This window comes from Streptomyces niveus (assembly GCF_001723055.1).
Lineage (GTDB): Bacteria > Actinomycetota > Actinomycetes > Streptomycetales > Streptomycetaceae > Streptomyces > Streptomyces niveus.
Genome location: NZ_MDCR01000275.1, coordinates 1 through 15,345, shown reverse-complemented (window position 1 = coordinate 15,345; position 15,345 = coordinate 1). Strand labels below are relative to the sequence as shown.

General features: G+C 71.5%; 13 protein-coding genes and 1 pseudogene. 4 read left to right on the top strand and 10 right to left on the bottom strand.

Annotated elements, in window-relative coordinates; all coding sequences use genetic code 11:
* Positions 1 to 137 precede the first annotated feature (137 nt).
* A complete protein-coding gene (locus BHU15_RS27730) occupies positions 138 to 1,328 on the top strand; it encodes a cytochrome P450 (protein ID WP_069629682.1) in 1,191 nt (396 codons plus the stop codon).
* Positions 1,329 to 1,413: 85 nt separating this feature from the next.
* Here BHU15_RS27730 and BHU15_RS27725 read toward each other — a convergent pair whose 3' ends face one another.
* Positions 1,414 to 2,640 (bottom strand): cytochrome P450, encoded by a 1,227-nt coding sequence (locus BHU15_RS27725; RefSeq protein WP_069629680.1) that lies wholly within the window; start codon positions 2,638 to 2,640, stop codon positions 1,414 to 1,416.
* 205 nt (positions 2,641 to 2,845) lie between these two features.
* On the opposite strand from BHU15_RS27725, the gene BHU15_RS27720 reads away from it, so the two are divergent.
* Complete coding sequence (locus BHU15_RS27720) at positions 2,846 to 3,376, top strand: gamma carbonic anhydrase family protein (protein WP_069629679.1); 531 nt, start codon at positions 2,846 to 2,848, stop codon at positions 3,374 to 3,376.
* Between the two features lie 21 nt (positions 3,377 to 3,397).
* On the opposite strand, the gene BHU15_RS27715 is transcribed toward BHU15_RS27720, so the two are convergent.
* Together BHU15_RS27715 and BHU15_RS27710 are read right to left on the bottom strand one after the other, a co-directional pair.
* The gene (locus BHU15_RS27715) at positions 3,398 to 4,060 is read right to left on the bottom strand and encodes a DedA family protein (protein WP_069629678.1); all 663 of its coding nucleotides are present in this window, start codon (positions 4,058 to 4,060) and stop codon (positions 3,398 to 3,400) included.
* 124 nt (positions 4,061 to 4,184) lie between these two features.
* The gene (locus BHU15_RS27710) at positions 4,185 to 4,622 is read right to left on the bottom strand and encodes a DUF4442 domain-containing protein (protein WP_023543159.1); all 438 of its coding nucleotides are present in this window, start codon (positions 4,620 to 4,622) and stop codon (positions 4,185 to 4,187) included.
* 108 nt (positions 4,623 to 4,730) lie between these two features.
* Here BHU15_RS27710 and BHU15_RS27705 point away from each other — a divergent pair.
* Positions 4,731 to 5,833, top strand: a pseudogene (locus BHU15_RS27705) (DUF8017 domain-containing protein).
* Between the two features lie 20 nt (positions 5,834 to 5,853).
* Here the strand turns inward: BHU15_RS27705 and BHU15_RS27700 are convergent.
* From BHU15_RS27700 to BHU15_RS27690, 3 genes are all read right to left on the bottom strand, one after another.
* The gene (locus BHU15_RS27700) at positions 5,854 to 6,699 is read right to left on the bottom strand and encodes a spermidine synthase (protein ID WP_069629677.1); all 846 of its coding nucleotides are present in this window, start codon (positions 6,697 to 6,699) and stop codon (positions 5,854 to 5,856) included.
* An 86-nt stretch (positions 6,700 to 6,785) separates the two neighbouring features.
* The gene (gene tuf, locus BHU15_RS27695) at positions 6,786 to 7,964 is read right to left on the bottom strand and encodes an elongation factor Tu (RefSeq protein WP_069629676.1); all 1,179 of its coding nucleotides are present in this window, start codon (positions 7,962 to 7,964) and stop codon (positions 6,786 to 6,788) included.
* A 297-nt stretch (positions 7,965 to 8,261) separates the two neighbouring features.
* Positions 8,262 to 8,960: a DNA alkylation repair protein gene (locus tag BHU15_RS27690; RefSeq protein WP_069629675.1), complete on the bottom strand. Its 699-nt coding sequence runs from the start codon at positions 8,958 to 8,960 to the stop codon at positions 8,262 to 8,264.
* Positions 8,961 to 9,088: 128 nt separating this feature from the next.
* Between BHU15_RS27690 and BHU15_RS27685 the strand changes: the two genes are divergently transcribed.
* A complete protein-coding gene (locus BHU15_RS27685) occupies positions 9,089 to 9,841 on the top strand; it encodes a TVP38/TMEM64 family protein (protein ID WP_069629674.1) in 753 nt (250 codons plus the stop codon).
* Positions 9,842 to 9,868: 27 nt separating this feature from the next.
* On the opposite strand, the gene BHU15_RS27680 is transcribed toward BHU15_RS27685, so the two are convergent.
* From BHU15_RS27680 to BHU15_RS27665, 4 genes are all read right to left on the bottom strand, one after another.
* Positions 9,869 to 10,933, bottom strand: a complete 1,065-nt coding sequence (locus BHU15_RS27680; RefSeq protein WP_069629673.1) for an enoyl-CoA hydratase/isomerase family protein — start codon at positions 10,931 to 10,933, stop codon at positions 9,869 to 9,871.
* Complete coding sequence (gene meaB / locus BHU15_RS27675) at positions 10,930 to 11,925, bottom strand: methylmalonyl Co-A mutase-associated GTPase MeaB (RefSeq protein WP_069629681.1); 996 nt, start codon at positions 11,923 to 11,925, stop codon at positions 10,930 to 10,932. The genes BHU15_RS27680 and meaB overlap by 4 nt, the downstream gene beginning before the upstream one ends.
* A 19-nt stretch (positions 11,926 to 11,944) precedes the next feature.
* Positions 11,945 to 14,146, bottom strand: a complete 2,202-nt coding sequence (scpA, locus tag BHU15_RS27670) for a methylmalonyl-CoA mutase (RefSeq protein WP_069629672.1) — start codon at positions 14,144 to 14,146, stop codon at positions 11,945 to 11,947.
* Positions 14,143 to 15,345, bottom strand: a 1,203-nt coding sequence (locus BHU15_RS27665) for a methylmalonyl-CoA mutase family protein (RefSeq protein WP_255293233.1), incomplete at its 5' end; no start/stop codon positions are given. The genes scpA and BHU15_RS27665, both read right to left, overlap by 4 nt.

Here is a 15,345-nt window from a genome sequence, read left to right as displayed (position 1 = left end):
CCCCCTACCCCGAAGCGCCCGGAGTCCCCGGAGCCCCCGGAGCCCCCGACACTCTTGGCACCCTCGACCCATCGGGCGCGCACGCGGAAGCTCCGCCGCCGCCCTGCTGCCCGGCCGCGCACCCGGACTCCGTTCCGCTGAGCGGACTGGAGTTCCAGCAGACGCCGTCCCAGCTCTACCGCAGCCTGCGCCGCGAGCACGGACCCGTCGCCCCCGTCCTCCTCGACGGCGGCATCCCCGCCTGGCTGGTCCTCGGTTACTCCGAGGTCGGCTATGTCACCAGCCACGACGAGCTGTTCGCCAGGGACTCGCGCCGCTGGAACCAGTGGCCGGCGATCCCCACCGACTGGCCGCTGCTGCCGTACGTCGGCTACCAGCCGTCCGTGCTGTTCACCGAGGGCGCCGAGCATCAGCGGCGGGCCGGCGTCATCACCCGTGCGCTGGAGGCGGTCGACCAGTTCGAACTGGGCCACGACTGCCAACAGATCGCCGGGCAGCTGATCGACGTCTTCGCGGGCGCGGGGAACGCGGAGCTGATGGCCGCGTACGCGCACGCGCTGCCGATGCGCGCCGCCGTCCAGATGTGCGGCATGCCGGCCGGTGGCGCCGACACCGAGGAACTCGTACGCGATCTGCGGGTGTCACTGGACGCGGGCGAGGGCGACGACCCGGTGTCGGCGTATCTGCGGGTGCAGGAGCGCATCCAGCAGTTGGTGAAGGACAAGCGGGCCCGGCCGGGCTCGGACGTCACCTCGCGGATGATCGGTCATCCGGCGGGCCTGGCGGACGACGAGATCGTGCAGGACCTGATCTCCGTCATCGCGGCGGCGCAGCAGCCGACGGCCAACTGGATCTGCAACACGCTGCGTCTGCTGCTGACCGACGACCGGTTCGCGCTCAATGTGTCGGGCGGGCGGCTGAGCGTGGGACAGGCGCTCAACGAGGTGTTGTGGCTGGACACTCCGACGCAGAACTTCATCGGCCGGTGGGCGGTGCGCGACACCCAGCTGGGCGGGCGGCACATCAGGGCGGGCGACTGTCTGGTCCTGGGGCTAGCGGCGGCCAACACCGATCCGCAGCTCTGGCCCGAGGGTCATATCGGCGCGGAGAACTCGGCGCATCTGTCCTTCAGCAACGGCGAGCACCGGTGCCCGTATCCGGCCCCGCTGCTGGCCGACGTCGTCGCCCGTACGGCGGTCGAGACGCTGCTGGAGCGACTGCCGGATGTCGTACTGGCCGTGGAACCGGGCGAGTTGAGATGGCGCCCGTCGATCTGGATGCGCGGACTGACGGCGCTGCCGGTGGAGTTCACCCCGGTGGTGGGGTGAACAGCGTGGTGGGGTGAGCCGCGTACGTCGTCCTCGGTCGCCGTACGGGATCACTCGTCCCGTACGGCGACCGAACCCGCACGCGTCAGCTCGCGACAGGCGTGAACGTCACCGGCAGCGAGCGCGGGCCGCGCGTGAACACCCCGTGCTCCACCGGGTCGAACCCGTCCGCCAGTCGCAGATCGGGCATGGCGTCCAGGAGTTGGCCCACTCCGACCCGTACCTCGGCCTTCGCCAGCAGCGCGCCCACGCAGAAGTGCCGTCCGAGCGCGAAGGCCAGATGGTCGGCGGCCGCGGAGAACGCGGTGGTCGTCGTCAGGTCGTCCCGGAAGATGTCGAAGGTGTCCGGCTCGGCGAAGCGGTCACCGTCCCGGTTGGCGGCTCCTATGAGACAGGTGACGGTGGCGCCCGAGGGTATGGTGCCGCCGCTGAGCGTGACCTCCTCGGCGGTCTGCCGCATGATCATGTGCACCGGCGGGGTGAACCGCAGGGTCTCCGCGAACGCCCGGTCGATCAGGCTCCGGTCCGCCCGCACGGCGGCGAGCTGGTCAGGGTGAGTCAGCAGATTGGCGAAGATCGAGGCGATGGCCTTGTCGGTGGTCTCGCCGCCCGCCGCGAGCAGCAGGCTGCAGAACGCCTTGATGTCCTCGTCGCTCATCCGTACTCCGTCGACCTCGGCGGCGCAGAGCGTCGAGAGCAGGTCGTCGCCCGGATCGTCCCGGCGGGCCCGGATGATCGGGATCATGTACTCGGCGAACTCGATCCGGGTCCGTTCACCCGCCGCGGTCACCTCCGCGTCGCCGGACAGATTGCCGAGGAAGGCGATGACGGCGGTGTACCAGCCGTGGAAACGGGCGTGGTCGGCCCGGTCGAGGCCCAGCATCTCCGCGATGACGCCGACCGGGAAGCGGGTGGCGAAGGCGTCCACCAGGTCGACGCTTCCGGTGTGCCGGAAGGTGTCGATGAGCCGGCGGGCGTTGCTCTCGATGACCGGCAGGAACTTCTCCTCCAGGTCGCTGCCCCGGAAGGCGGGGGCGACGAGCGCACGGCGTACGGCGTGCTCACGGCCGCTCAGTTGCAGGATCGTCTTCCCGTGCACGGGCTCGATCTGCCAGTGGTAGTTCTCGGTGGTGAACGCCGACGCCTTGTCCTTGAAGGCGCGTTCCACGTCGTCGTACCGCGAGATGATGTAGCTCTTGGTGGCCTCGTGCCAGATGAGCGGCGCGCTCTCGCGCATCAGACGGTAGGCGGGGTACGGATTCTCCGCGAACTCGGCCGACAGTATGTCGGGAACCTGCTGTGCGGTGGCCATGGTGCTCCCTCGGTCGATGCGACGACAACATTCGACCTCGCCAAGGTTATTGATCGGCCGTCAGTTGAGACAGGGTGTGTCCTGGCCGACCTGCCGCCGGAGCGCGCCGGGGCGTCGCTTACGGTTCCCGTACGACGCGGGGGCACGGCAAGCGGCGGCACACGGCGGCACGCGGGGCCCGGGGCGGCACACCGAAGGAGACGGCATGACACAGCGGGCACTGATCGCGGGCGTGGGCGGCAAGGAGCCCGCGATCGATCCGACGGCGTTCGTGGCGCCGACGGCCGTGGTGCTGGGCGAGGTCACGATGGCCGCCGGTGCGAGCGTCTGGTACCACACGGTGCTGCGGGCCGACGGCGGCCCGATCGTCATCGGGGCCGACACCAACATCCAGGACAACTGCACGGTCCATGTCGACCTGGGCTCGCCCGTCACGATCGGCGCGCGTGTCTCGGTGGGGCACAACGCGGTCCTGCACGGCTGCACCGTCGAGGACGATGTGCTGGTCGGCATGGGCGCCGCCGTCCTCAACGGGGCGCACATCGGGACCGGTTCACTGGTCGCGGCCCAGGCGCTCGTACCGCAGGGCATGCGCGTACCGCCCGGTTCCCTGGTGGCGGGCGTGCCCGCGAAGGTGAAGCGGGAGCTGACCCAGGAGGAGCGCGAGGGCATCAGGCTCAACGCGGCGGTCTATCTGGAGCTGGCCAAGCGCCACGGGGCCGTGCACGAGAGCTGACGGCCGGAACGTCCCCGCTCGTCAGTCTGTGGCGGCGGCCGGCTCCGCGGCCTTCAGCCCCGCCTGTGCCTCCGCCTGCTCCGACGCCTTCTTCGCCCGGCTCTTGATCACGAGCATCGAGGTGAGTCCGATGAGTACGGCAAGGACGAGACCGAGCCAGGAGAAGCGCTTCAGCCAGGCCTCGGCGACGACGCCCACCGAGTAGACGACGGCGGTCGTGCCCCCGGCCCACACGATTCCGCCCAGGACGTTGGCGATGAGGAACTTCCAGTACGGCATCCGCAGCACACCCGCGAGCGGCCCGGCGAAGATCCGCAGCAGTGCGACGAAGCGGCCGAAGAAGACCGCCCACATGCCCCACTTCTGGAACGACCGCTCGGCCATGGCGATCTGTGGCTCGCCGAAGTGCTTCGGGAACCTGCCCGCGAGCCACGCGAGCAGCGGTCTGCCGCCCTTGCGGCCGATGGCGTAGCCGATCGAGTCGCCGATGATCGCGCCGGCGGTGGCGCACGCGCCGAGGATGTACGGGTTGATGTCGCCGTGCTGCGAGGCCAGCAGCGCCGAGCTGACGAGAACGATCTCGCCCGGCAGCGGGATACCGAGGCTTTCGAGCCCGATCACCACGCCGACCAGCGCGTAGATGGCGATCGGCGGTACGGTCTCCAGCCATTCCTGGACGTGCAAGACCGTTCCTCCTGTGTCGGAATGTGCCGTCGCCCGCCGCTGGCTCGCCGCTGCCCGGCGAGCGCCTTCCAGGCGCTCGCCGGGCAGCCTACCTGGGCCGGGGACCCTCCGACGACCTGGCCCGTCAGGCGTTGGGGCGCAGCGTCCAGACGATGGTCATCTCGCCGGTGACGGCGCCGTCCTCGCGGTGGAAGACGACGGCGACGGGGAATTCGGGGCGCCCGCCCCCGTCGAGTTCGGCGACGACGTCGGCCACCGGGCGGCCGACGGTGGCCGTCGCCGTGATGACGCCCATGGCGAGCTTCTTGTAGCCGATTTCAGCCTTGACGACGAGCGGTACGGCGCGGGCGAGCTGTTCGCCGAAGGCGGCGAGCACCACGGCGCCGCTGACGGTGTCGCCGAGGGTGAACATCGCCCCGGCGTGCGGGCCGCCGACGTGGTTGTGGAAGTCGGCCCGGTCCGGCAGCCGTACGACGGCGCGCTCGGCGGTGGTTTCGAGGAACTCCATCTGGAGGGTCCTGGCCATGGGAACGGTGGCGGCGAGCATCTCGCCGACGGTCATCTGATCAGAGCTCATACGCCCCGACATTACCCACCAGTAGCCTCAGTTGCCATCCTGCGACAGGGCGGCCGTAGCAGTGCGGCGGCCACCCCTCTATCGTTACTCGCCATGTGGCCAGGACAGCAGCCGCCCGGGGGCGAGCAGAACCCGCAGGATCCGAATTCCAACCCGTACCAGCAGCCGGGGTACCAGCAGCCGAATCCCTACCAACAGCCGGGATACCAGCAGCAGCCGGGCTATCCGCAGCAGCCGGACCAGCAGCCGGGGTATCCGCAGCAGCAGCCCGGCTACCCGCAGCAGGGACAGCAGCAGCCCAACCCGTACCAGCAGCCGACCCGGCCGCAGTACGCGGTCCCGGGGCACATGGGCGGGCCGGGGGGCCGGGCGGCCCCGATCCCTCGCAGGACAAGAAGCGCACGAAGACGGTCGCGATCATCGCCGCGTCGGCGGTCGTCGTGGTGGCCGCCGCCACGGGCTTCTTCGTGATGCAGAACGACGACGGCGGGAGCACCAACGTCGCCGACGACTCCAAGGCGTCGGAGTCGGGTAAGCCGAAGACGAAGCCGTCGGAGCAGGACAACCCGCGCGACGGTTCGAGCGCCGCCAAGCCGACCGTCGCGGGCTGGAAGGTCGTGACCAACCCCAATCACGGGACGCAGTTCGACGTCCCCGCCGACTGGGTGGTCGAGAAGCCCGACACGTTCTCGGGCTTCGCGGACGTCGAGAAGGATGACGGCTCGCCCGCCATCACCTTCTCCGCCCCCGCATTCCTGAAGGCCGAGTGGTGTGAGGAGGACAGCGACAAGGACGGCAAGATGGAGAGCTTCGCCCTCGGCGGCACGGGCACCAAGGGCGGCAAGGGCGCCACGGACACGGCGACCGCCGCCAGCAACGAGTCCGGCAGCTGGGTCTGGGCCGCGTACGCCCAGCACGCCACCAAGGCGCAGCAGCAGGCGGCGATCAAGGTCGAGAAGTCCAAGCCCTACACGACCAAGGCCGGACTCAAGGGGCACTATTCGACGGCCGCGAGCACGGGTCTGCCCAAGGAGGAGAAGTGCGACAGCGACGGCAAGTCGATCGCGTTCACCTTCACCAACGCCAAGGGCGACTTCACGACGTGGGTCGTGTACGGCGCCAGGGGCGTGGACGACGAGATCCCGGACGCCACGCTGATGAAGATCATGAGCACCGTCCGGCTGGCCGGCGAGTAGTCAGGACACGCGGGGGGGGCTCAGCCGACGCTGAACGCCCCCGCGGGCGGCTCGGGCGAGGCCACCGCGTCGGCGTCGCGTACGACCGGCGCGGCGCCGGTGAACCGCCGCAGCGACGCGCCGTGTTCGACGCGTGCCGGAAAGGCGTCGGACGCGGTCCGGCGCGCCAGGGCCGCCGTGTCGATCGGCGCGTGCGAGGCGAGGAGTACGGCGTTGCCGAACCGCCGCCCGCGCAGCACCGACGGCTCGGCGATCAGTGCCAGCTCCTCGAACACCGAGGCGAAGGTGGCCAGTTGGGACCTGAGGAAGGCGAAGGGCGCGCCGTCGGCGAGGTTGGCCGCGTAAAGGCCGTCGGCCCGTAGCACCCGCTCGGCGAGGCGCGCGTACTCGACGGACGTCAGATGGGCGGGCACGCGCGAGCCGCCGAAGACGTCGGCGATCAGCAGATCCACCGAGCGGGCCGGCGCGGAGGCGAGCCAGTCGCGGGCGTCCGCGTCGTGCACCGTGATCCCGGCGCCCTCGGGCAGCGGCAGTTCCTCGGCGACCAGCGCGAGCAGCGCCCCGTCGGCGTCGACCACCTCCTGTGCCGAGCCCGGCCGGGTGGCGCTGACGTAGCGGGGCAGGGTCAGGGCTCCGCCGCCGAGGTGGAGCACGGTGAGCGGGTCGCCCTCGTCGGCGGCGCGGTCGACGACGTGCCCGAGGCGCCGGGTGTACTCGAATTCGAGATGGGTCGGCTCGTCCAGGTCGACGTACGACTGGGGCGCGCCGTCGACCGTCAGCAGCCAGGCCCGTTCGCGGTCCACGTCGGGCAGCAGCCGGGCGGTGCCGTGGTCGACGGCCTTGATGACGGGGATGGCTTCGCTCACCGTCCCATTGTGCGCGTCGCGCCGTACGGGACCGACCGCGCCCGCCTCCTCCGGGGTGGAGGAGACGGGCGCGGCGCCAGGGGCGGTCAGATCAGCTCGGTCACCGTGCCCGCGCCGACCGTGCGTCCGCCCTCGCGGATCGCGAAGCCGAGCCCCGCCTCCAGCGGTACGTCCCGGCCCAGCTCCACGGTCAGGGCGACCGTGTCACCGGGGCGCGCGACGGCGAGGTCGCCGAGGTCGATGTCACCGACCACGTCCGCGGTACGGATGAAGAACTGCGGCCGGTAGCCGGTCGTGATCGGCGTTGTACGCCCGCCCTCGGCCGCCGACAGGACGTACACCTGCGCGGTGAACCGCCTGCTCGGTACGACGCTGTCCGGCGCGGCCACCACGTGGCCGCGGCGGATCGCGTCGCGTGGCATGCCGCGCAGCAGCAGCGCGACGTTGTCGCCTGCCTCGGCGGACTCCATCGGCTTCCCGAAGGTCTCCAGCGAGGTGACCGTGCTGGGCTGCGGCCCCGAGTCGGCGCCGAGCACCTCGATCCGGTCGCCGACGCGTACCGTGCCGCGCTCGACGGCGCCGGTGACGACCGTGCCGCGCCCGGTGATGGTCAGGACGTTCTCCACCGGGAGCAGGAACGGCGCGTCGGTGTACCTGACGGGGATCGGCACATACGTGTCGACCGCGTCGAGCAGCGCCACCACGGCCTCCGTCCAGCGCGGGTCGCCCTCCAGCGCCCGGAGCCCGGAGACCCGGACGACGGGCACGCTCTCGCCGCCGTACCCGTTGGCGCTGAGCAGCTCGCGCACCTCCAGCTCGACCAGGTCGGTCAGCTCGTCGTCGCCCGCGTCGGCCTTGTTGAGGGCGACGACGATGTGGTCGACGCCGACCTGGCGGGCGAGCAGTACGTGCTCGGCGGTCTGCGGCATGATCCCGTCGAGCGCGGACACGACGAGGATCGCCCCGTCGAGCTGGGCGGCGCCGGTGACCATGTTCTTGATGTAGTCGGCGTGACCGGGCATGTCGACGTGCGCGTAGTGCCGGGTGCCGGTCTCGTACTCGACGTGCGCGATGTTGATGGTGATGCCGCGCGCCGCCTCCTCCGGGGCCCGGTCGATCCGGTCGAACGGCACGAAGGTGCCGGTCCCGCGCTCGCTGAGGACCTTGGTGATGGCCGCGGTGAGGGTGGTCTTGCCGTGGTCGACGTGGCCCATGGTGCCGATGTTGAGGTGCGGCTTGGTGCGCACGTATGCCGTCTTGGGCATGGCTGACGTGTTCCTTCCAGGAACTCGAAGCGTGGTGGGACCCCCGGGACCTTGCCGACCCTCCCCCTGTGGGGTCCGCCGGACGATCCGGGAAGGGTCAGCTTCGGGCGCCGTCGACGGGCGCCGCCGCGGCTGCTGCTGCCGCTGCTTCTGCGTGCGCCGCGAGGAATGCGGCAGCCTTCGGCGCGTCCGCGACTGCGGACTGCGCTGCGAGGAAGGCGTACCGGAACATGTCGTTGATGATGTCCGAAGGGCACCGGGACGTCGACCGGTTTTCTTCGTGGTGGTGCGGGGGGCTCAGAGGTGCTTCAGTGCCTCGCGTACGGAGAGCGGGGAGAGCCGGTCGCGGGCGCCCGTCACGAAGCTCCGGACGGCGGCCGGGTCCGTCTTGGCGTACTCGCGCAGGCACCAGCCGATCGCCTTGCGGATGAAGAAGTCGCGGTGGCCGGCCTGCCGCAGGCAGTAGCAGAACAGCCGCTCGGTGTCGGTCGCCTGCTTGTAGGTGAGCTGGTGCAGCAGCGCGGTGCGGGCGATCCAGAGATCGTCGTCCTCGCTCCAGGCGTCCATCTGTGTCACGAGTGAGCGGTCGGCGGCGACGAGCCCGCCCGCGAGGTGGGCGGCGAGGAGGTCGACGGTGTCCCACCAGGGGTCCGTGGAGACGAGATGCCGGACGACGGGGAGGGAGTCGGAGGAGAGGCGCGCGACATGGCGGCGGAGGTAGTCGATCGCGAAGTACCGGTACTCCCGCTCGGGCAGCTCCCAGCAGCGCAGCGCGATGGCCACGCAGTCCGTCTCGTCGGGACGGGGCAGGGAGTCGAGCACCTGCCGTGACAGCGCGCGGCGTTCGGGCGTGGGGATCCCGAGGAAGGGCGCGACACCCTTCATGTACGCGACGGACCGCTCGGCCCGTACCGGATCGGCGGCTGTGGCGTAAGCGGCCGTGAGCCGGGCCAGAACGGTGTCGGCGAGGACGCTGGGCGGTGCTGCGAGGGTCATGACGTGCAGGCTAGGCCCCGCCACTGACAGCGCCGGGGCGGGCTGTGTACGGGACGGGAGAGGCCGAGTGGCGGTTGTCTCCCCGCCCTTGACGGCGATCACATCAGTTCGTCGGTTAGTCTCCCCGCATGCTCGACCCTGTCGACAGGTCGTCCCCCGGCCTCACGGTCCGCTGTACGAGGGTGCTGCTCTCACCCTGGTCCAGACTCTCCCTCCTCGTGGTCCTCCTGGCGTGTGCCGGGACCGCGGTGCTGGTCTACGAGCCCCAGCGACTCGTCGCGGCGGGCTGGCCCCAACTGAGCGGCGGCGTGGCCCTGGTGCTGTTCACCGCCGGCTACGGGGTCTGTACGGCGGCCTTCGTGCCGCGTCCGCTGCTGAGCCTCGCGGCGGGCGCGCTGTTCGGAACGCAGCTCGGCCTTCCGGCGGCGATCGGCGGCTCGGTACTGGGCGGGGCCATCACCTTCGGGCTCGGCCGTTTCCTCGGTCAGGACGCGTTGCGTCCGCTGCTGCGGGGCCGCTGGCTGACCATGGCGGACCGGCAGTTGAGCCGGCACGGCTTCCGGTCGATGATGGCGTTGCGGCTCTTCCCCGGGGTGCCGTTCCAGGCGGCGAACTATGTCGCGGCGGTGTCGCGCATGGGCTGGGGCCCGTTCCTGCTGGCGACGGGGCTCGGCACGATCCCGAACACGGCGGCGTACGTGGTCGCGGGGAGCGAGGCGGGTTCGCCGACGTCGCCGGCGTTCCTGATCGCGATGGGCTTCATCGTGCTGACGGGAGTGGCGGCGGCGATCGTGGCCTGGCGCAAACGCCACCGCCTGCGCTCGGGCCCGGCGAAACCGGAGGCTCCCACGGAGGACCGGATACCGGAGCCGGTCGCGTAGCCCGAGCACGACGTTGCCTCAGGACGGTTACGGCTCCGGGTGCCAGCTGAGGTCCCCGCCCGGCGGCACCGCCGAGAAGTGGTCCACGTCCGCGGCCGTCACCTGGCCGAGTTCGGCCGGGGACCAGCGCGGCGTCCGGTCCTTGTCGATCACCTGGGCCCTGATGCCCTCCACCAGGTCCGGCGTCCGCAGCGCCGCGCACGACGCGCGGTACTCCGCCGTCAGCACCTCCTCCAGCGTCCCCGCCCGCCTCGCCCGGCGTACGGCCGCCAGCGTCGCCTTCAGCGCCGTGGGGGACCTCGTCAGGATCGTCTCCGCCGTCTGCTTCGCCTTCTGGTGGCCGCTCGCGAAGAGGCGGTCCACGATCTCCTCCACCGAGTCCGCCGCGTAGCACGCGTCGATCCACTCGCGGTCGGCGGCGAGTTCGCCGTCGGGCGGCGTCGTCGCGTGGCGTCGTACGGCCACCGGCGTGTCCGTGGAGGCGAGTTCGGCCACCAGCGCGGGCAACTGCCCCGAGGGGACGAAGTGGTCGGCGAGGCCGCAGAGCAGCGCGTCGGCCGGGCCCACCGCCGCCCCGGTGAGGGCGAGATGCGTGCCGAGTTCGCCGGGCGACCGGGCGAGCAGATACGTACCGCCGACGTCGGGCACGAGACCGATGCCGGTCTCCGGCATGGCGACGCGCGAGCGTTCGGTGACGATCCGGACGTCGCCGTGCGCCGAGACACCCACACCGCCGCCCATCACGATGCCGTCCATGAGGGCGACGTACGGCTTCGGGTAGCGGGCGATACGGGCGTTGAGGCGGTACTCGTCGCGCCAGAACGCGGGTGACGTGGCTCCGCCCGTACGCGCGTCCTCGTAGATCGCCCGGATGTCGCCGCCCGCGCACAGCCCGCGTTCCCCGGCGCCGTCGATGACCACCGTCCTCAACGAAGGGTCATGTTCCCAGGCGGTGAGGGCGGCGTCGACGCGCGACACCATGGCGTGGGTGAGGGCGTTGAGCGCATGTGGCCGGTTGAGGGTGAGCCGGCCGACGCGTCCCTCGCGCCGCACACGTACGGTCTCGTCCTCCTTGGGAGAGGCGGCGTTCATCGCCTGTCACCCTCCGCCGGCAGGTCCAGCGCCTCGATCAGCCGCTCGGCCGCCAGTGTCGCCGTCAACGAGCCCTCCCGTACCGCCTGTTCCAGTGCGGGCGCCGACGACCGCACGCCCGGGTGGTCGCGGAGCCGGTCCAGCAGATGGTCACGGACCATCGACCAGGTCCAGTCGACCTGCTGGTCGCTCCGTTTGCGCTGGAGGCGGCCACTGGTGTCGAGGATCTTCCGGTGCTGCTCCAGCCGCTCCCAGACCGTGTCGAGCCCGGTCCCCTCACGGGCGCTGCAGCTGAGCACCGGCGGTGTCCACGCCGCGTCGGCGGGGTGCATCAGCCGCAGCGCGCCAGCGAGTTCGCGCGCGGCGGACCTCGCGTCCCGCTCGTGCGGCCCGTCGGCCTTGTTGACGGCGATGAGGTCCGCCAGTTCCAGTACGCCCTTCTTGATGCCCTGGAGCTGGTCGCCGGTCCGGGCGAGGCTCAGCAGCAGGAAGGAGTCGACCATGTTGGCGACGGCGGTCTCGGACTGGCCGACGCCGACGGTCTCGACGAGCACCACGTCGTAGCCCGCCGCCTCCATCACGATGATCGTCTCGCGCGTCGCCTTGGCGACGCCGCCCAGCGTGCCCGCCGTGGGTGACGGCCGCACGAACGCCGCCGGGTCCACGGACAGGCGCTCCATGCGGGTCTTGTCGCCGAGGATGGAGCCGCCGGTCCTGCTGGACGAGGGGTCGACGGCGAGGACGGCGACGCGGTGCCCGAGTCCGGTGAGCATCGTGCCGAGGGCGTCGATGAAGGTGGACTTGCCGACGCCGGGCACCCCGCTGATGCCGATCCTGCGTGCCGCGCCGGAGTGCGGCAGCAGTTCGGTCAGCAGCCGCTGGGCCAGTTCCCGGTGGTCGGCCCGGGTGGACTCCACGAGGGTGATGGCGCGCGCGACGGCCGAACGGGAGCCGTCCAGCACGCCTTTGGCGTACGCGTCGATGTCGGGGATGTTCTGAGGGGCCACCGGCTCACCGCTCGTGACCGAGTGTGGCGGCCAGGGTGGTGAGCAGGTCGTGCGCGGCGTCGGGGATGACGGTGCCCGGCGGGAAGACGGCCGCCGCGCCCGCGCGGCGCAGTTCGTCGATGTCGCCCGGCGGGATCACCCCGCCGACGACGATCATGATGTCCTCCCGGCCCTCCCGCGCCAACTCCTCGCGCAGGGCGGGCACGAGGGTGAGGTGCCCGGCGGCCAGGGACGACACCCCGACGATGTGCACGTCGGCCTCGACGGCCTGGCGCGCCACCTCGCCGGGCGTCTGGAACAGCGGGCCGACGTCGACGTCGAAGCCCAGGTCGGCGAAGGCGGTCGCGATGACCTTCTGGCCCCGGTCGTGGCCGTCCTGGCCCATCTTGGCGACGAGGATGCGCGGGCGCCGCCCCTCGGCCGTCTCGAACTCCTCGACGGCGACCCGGGTCCGCTCGACCGCCGGTGACGTGCCGGCCTCGTTCCTGTACACACCGGAGATGGTACGGATCTGGCCGGAGTGCCGCCCGTACACCTTCTCCAGGGCGTCGGAGATCTCGCCGACGGTGGCCTTGGCGCGGGCCGCGTTCACGGCCAGCGCCAGCAGGTTGCCGTCGAGGTCCCGGCTCGACCCGGCCTCGGCGGCGCCGGTCAGGGCGCGCAGCGCGTCCTGGCAGGCGGCCTCGTCGCGCTCCTCGCGCAGCCGGCGCAGCTTCGCGATCTGCTGCGTCCTCACGGAGGAGTTGTCGACCGAGCGGACCTCGATCCGCTCGTCGGTCTCGACGGGGTACTTGTTGACGCCGATGACCGGCTGGCGCCCCGAGTCGATCCTGGCCTGGGTACGGGCCGCCGCCTCCTCGATCCGGAGCTTGGGGATGCCGTCGGCGATGGCCCGCGCCATGCCGCCGGCCGCCTCGACCTCCTCGATGTGCTGCCAGGCGCGGCGCGCGAGGTCGTGGGTGAGCTTCTCGACGTACGCGCTGCCGCCCCACGGGTCGATGACGCGGCAGGTCCCGGACTCCTGCTGGAGCAGCAGTTGGGTGTTGCGGGCGATGCGCGCGGAGAAGTCGGTGGGCAGGGCCAGCGCCTCGTCGAGCGCGTTGGTGTGCAGCGACTGGGTGTGGCCCTGGGTCGCGGCCATCGCCTCGACGCAGGTGCGGGGGACGTTGTTGAAGACGTCCTGCGCGGTGAGCGACCAGCCGGAGGTCTGTGAATGGGTGCGCAGCGAAAGGGACTTGGCGTTCTTGGGGTCGAACTTCTTTACGAGCCTGGCCCAGAGCAGCCGCGCGGCGCGCAGTTTCGCGATCTCCATGAAGAAGTTCATGCCGATCGCCCAGAAGAAGGAGAGCCGGGGCGCGAACGCGTCGACGTCGAGGCCCACGTCGAGGCCGGCGCGCAGATACTCGACGCCGTCGGCGAGGGTGTAGGCCAGCTCCAGATCGGCCGTGGCGCCGGCTTCCTGGATGTGGTAGCCGGAGATGGAGATGGAGTTGTAGCGCGGCATCCTCTGCGAGGTGTACGCGAAGATGTCGGAGATGATCCGCATCGAGGGCGCGGGCGGATAGATGTAGGTGTTGCGGACCATGAACTCTTTGAGGATGTCGTTCTGGATGGTCCCGGCCAGCTTCTCGGGCCCTGCGCCCTGCTCCTCGGCCGCCACGATGTAGAGCGCGAGTACGGGCAGCACGGCGCCGTTCATCGTCATCGACACGGTCATCCTGTCGAGCGGGATGCCGTCGAAGAGCTGGCGCATGTCGTAGATCGAGTCGATGGCGACGCCCGCCATGCCGACGTCACCGGTCACGCGCGGGTGGTCGCTGTCGTAACCGCGGTGCGTGGGCAGGTCGAAGGCGACGGAGAGGCCCTTCTGCCCGGCGGCGAGATTGCGCCGGTAGAACGCGTTGGACTCCTCCGCGGTCGAGAAGCCCGCGTACTGACGGATCGTCCACGGCTGATTGACATACATCGTCGGGTAGGGGCCGCGGAGATAGGGGGCGATTCCGGGGTACGTCCCGAGGAAGTCGAGGCCCGCGAGGTCCTGCGGCGTGTACAGCGGCTTGACGTCGATGCCCTCGGGCGTGTTCCAGACGAGGTCGGCGTCACTCCTGCCGGTGCCCTCCTTGACGGCGGCGCGCCACTGCTCCTCGTGTTCGCCGGTGGCCGTGGCGGGCCCCAGGTCGATGCCGGTGAAGTCGGGGACGGTCATCGCGCCACTCCCAGGTGGTCGAGGGCGGCCGAGAGTACGGCGACGGCGTCGTCGCCCACGGCGACGAACTCGTCGACTCCGGCCCGGATGAGGGTCTCGCGCTGTTCGCCGGGGCGGCCCGCGAGGTAGACGCGGGTGGCGCCCGCCGCTTTGAGTGCCGCGGCGACCTGTGCGGCCTGCTCGGCGTAGACCGGGTCGCTGGAGCAGAGGCAGGCGAGGGTCGCGCCGGAGGCGGTGAGGGCGTCGGCCACCGTGGTGGCGTCGACGGTGACCGGGTCGTGGACCGGTTCGATGCCGCCGGACTGGAAGAGGTTGGACGCGAAGGTCACGCGCGCCGTGTGCGCCGCCGCCGGGCCGAGCGCGGCCAGCAGAACACGGGGGCGGGCGCCGGTCGACGCGAGGTGCGCGTCGGAGCGGGAGCGCAGCGCCTCGAAGGCGTCGTCGCGGTGGACGGTGGGCAGCCCGCCGGTGGCGGCCGGGGGCGGTGCGTCGCGTACGACGGGTGCCTCGGCGAGTTGGGGGAACTCGCTGACGCCGGTGACCGGTTCGCGGCGGCGGGCCAGCTTCTCGGAGCGGGTCGCCCAGGTCGCGGCGAGGCGTTCGGCGATCAGACCGTCGCGCAGCGCGGCGCGCTGGCCGCCGGCCCGTTCGATCTCCTGGAACCAGGCCCAGGCGGCGTGCGCGAGGTCGTCGGTGAGGCGTTCGACGTACCAGGAGCCGCCCGCCGGGTCGATGACACGGCCGAGGTGGGACTCCTCGATGAGGATCGTGGAGGTGTTGCGGGCGATGCGGCGGGCGAAGCCGTCGGGGAGCCCGAGGGTGTGGTCGAAGGGCAGCACGGTCACGGAGTCGGCGCCGCCGACTCCGGCGGCGAGCGAGGCGACGGTGGTGCGCAGCATGTTCACCCACGGGTCGCGACGGGTCATCATCACCGAGGAGGTCACGGCGTGTTGGCGCTGGGCGGCGCCGGCCGGTCCCGCGCCGCTGACCTCGGCGACGCGGGCCCACAGCCGGCGCGCGGCGCGGAGTTTGGCGATGGTGAGGAACTGGTCGGCGGTGGCCGCGTAGCGGAACTCCAGCTGGCCGCAGGCCGCTTCGACGGAGAGCCCGGCGGCGGTCAGGTCGCGCAGCGCGGCGACGCCGGCGGCGAGCGAGCAGCCGAGTTCCTGTACGGCGGAGCCGCCGGCCTCGTGGTACGG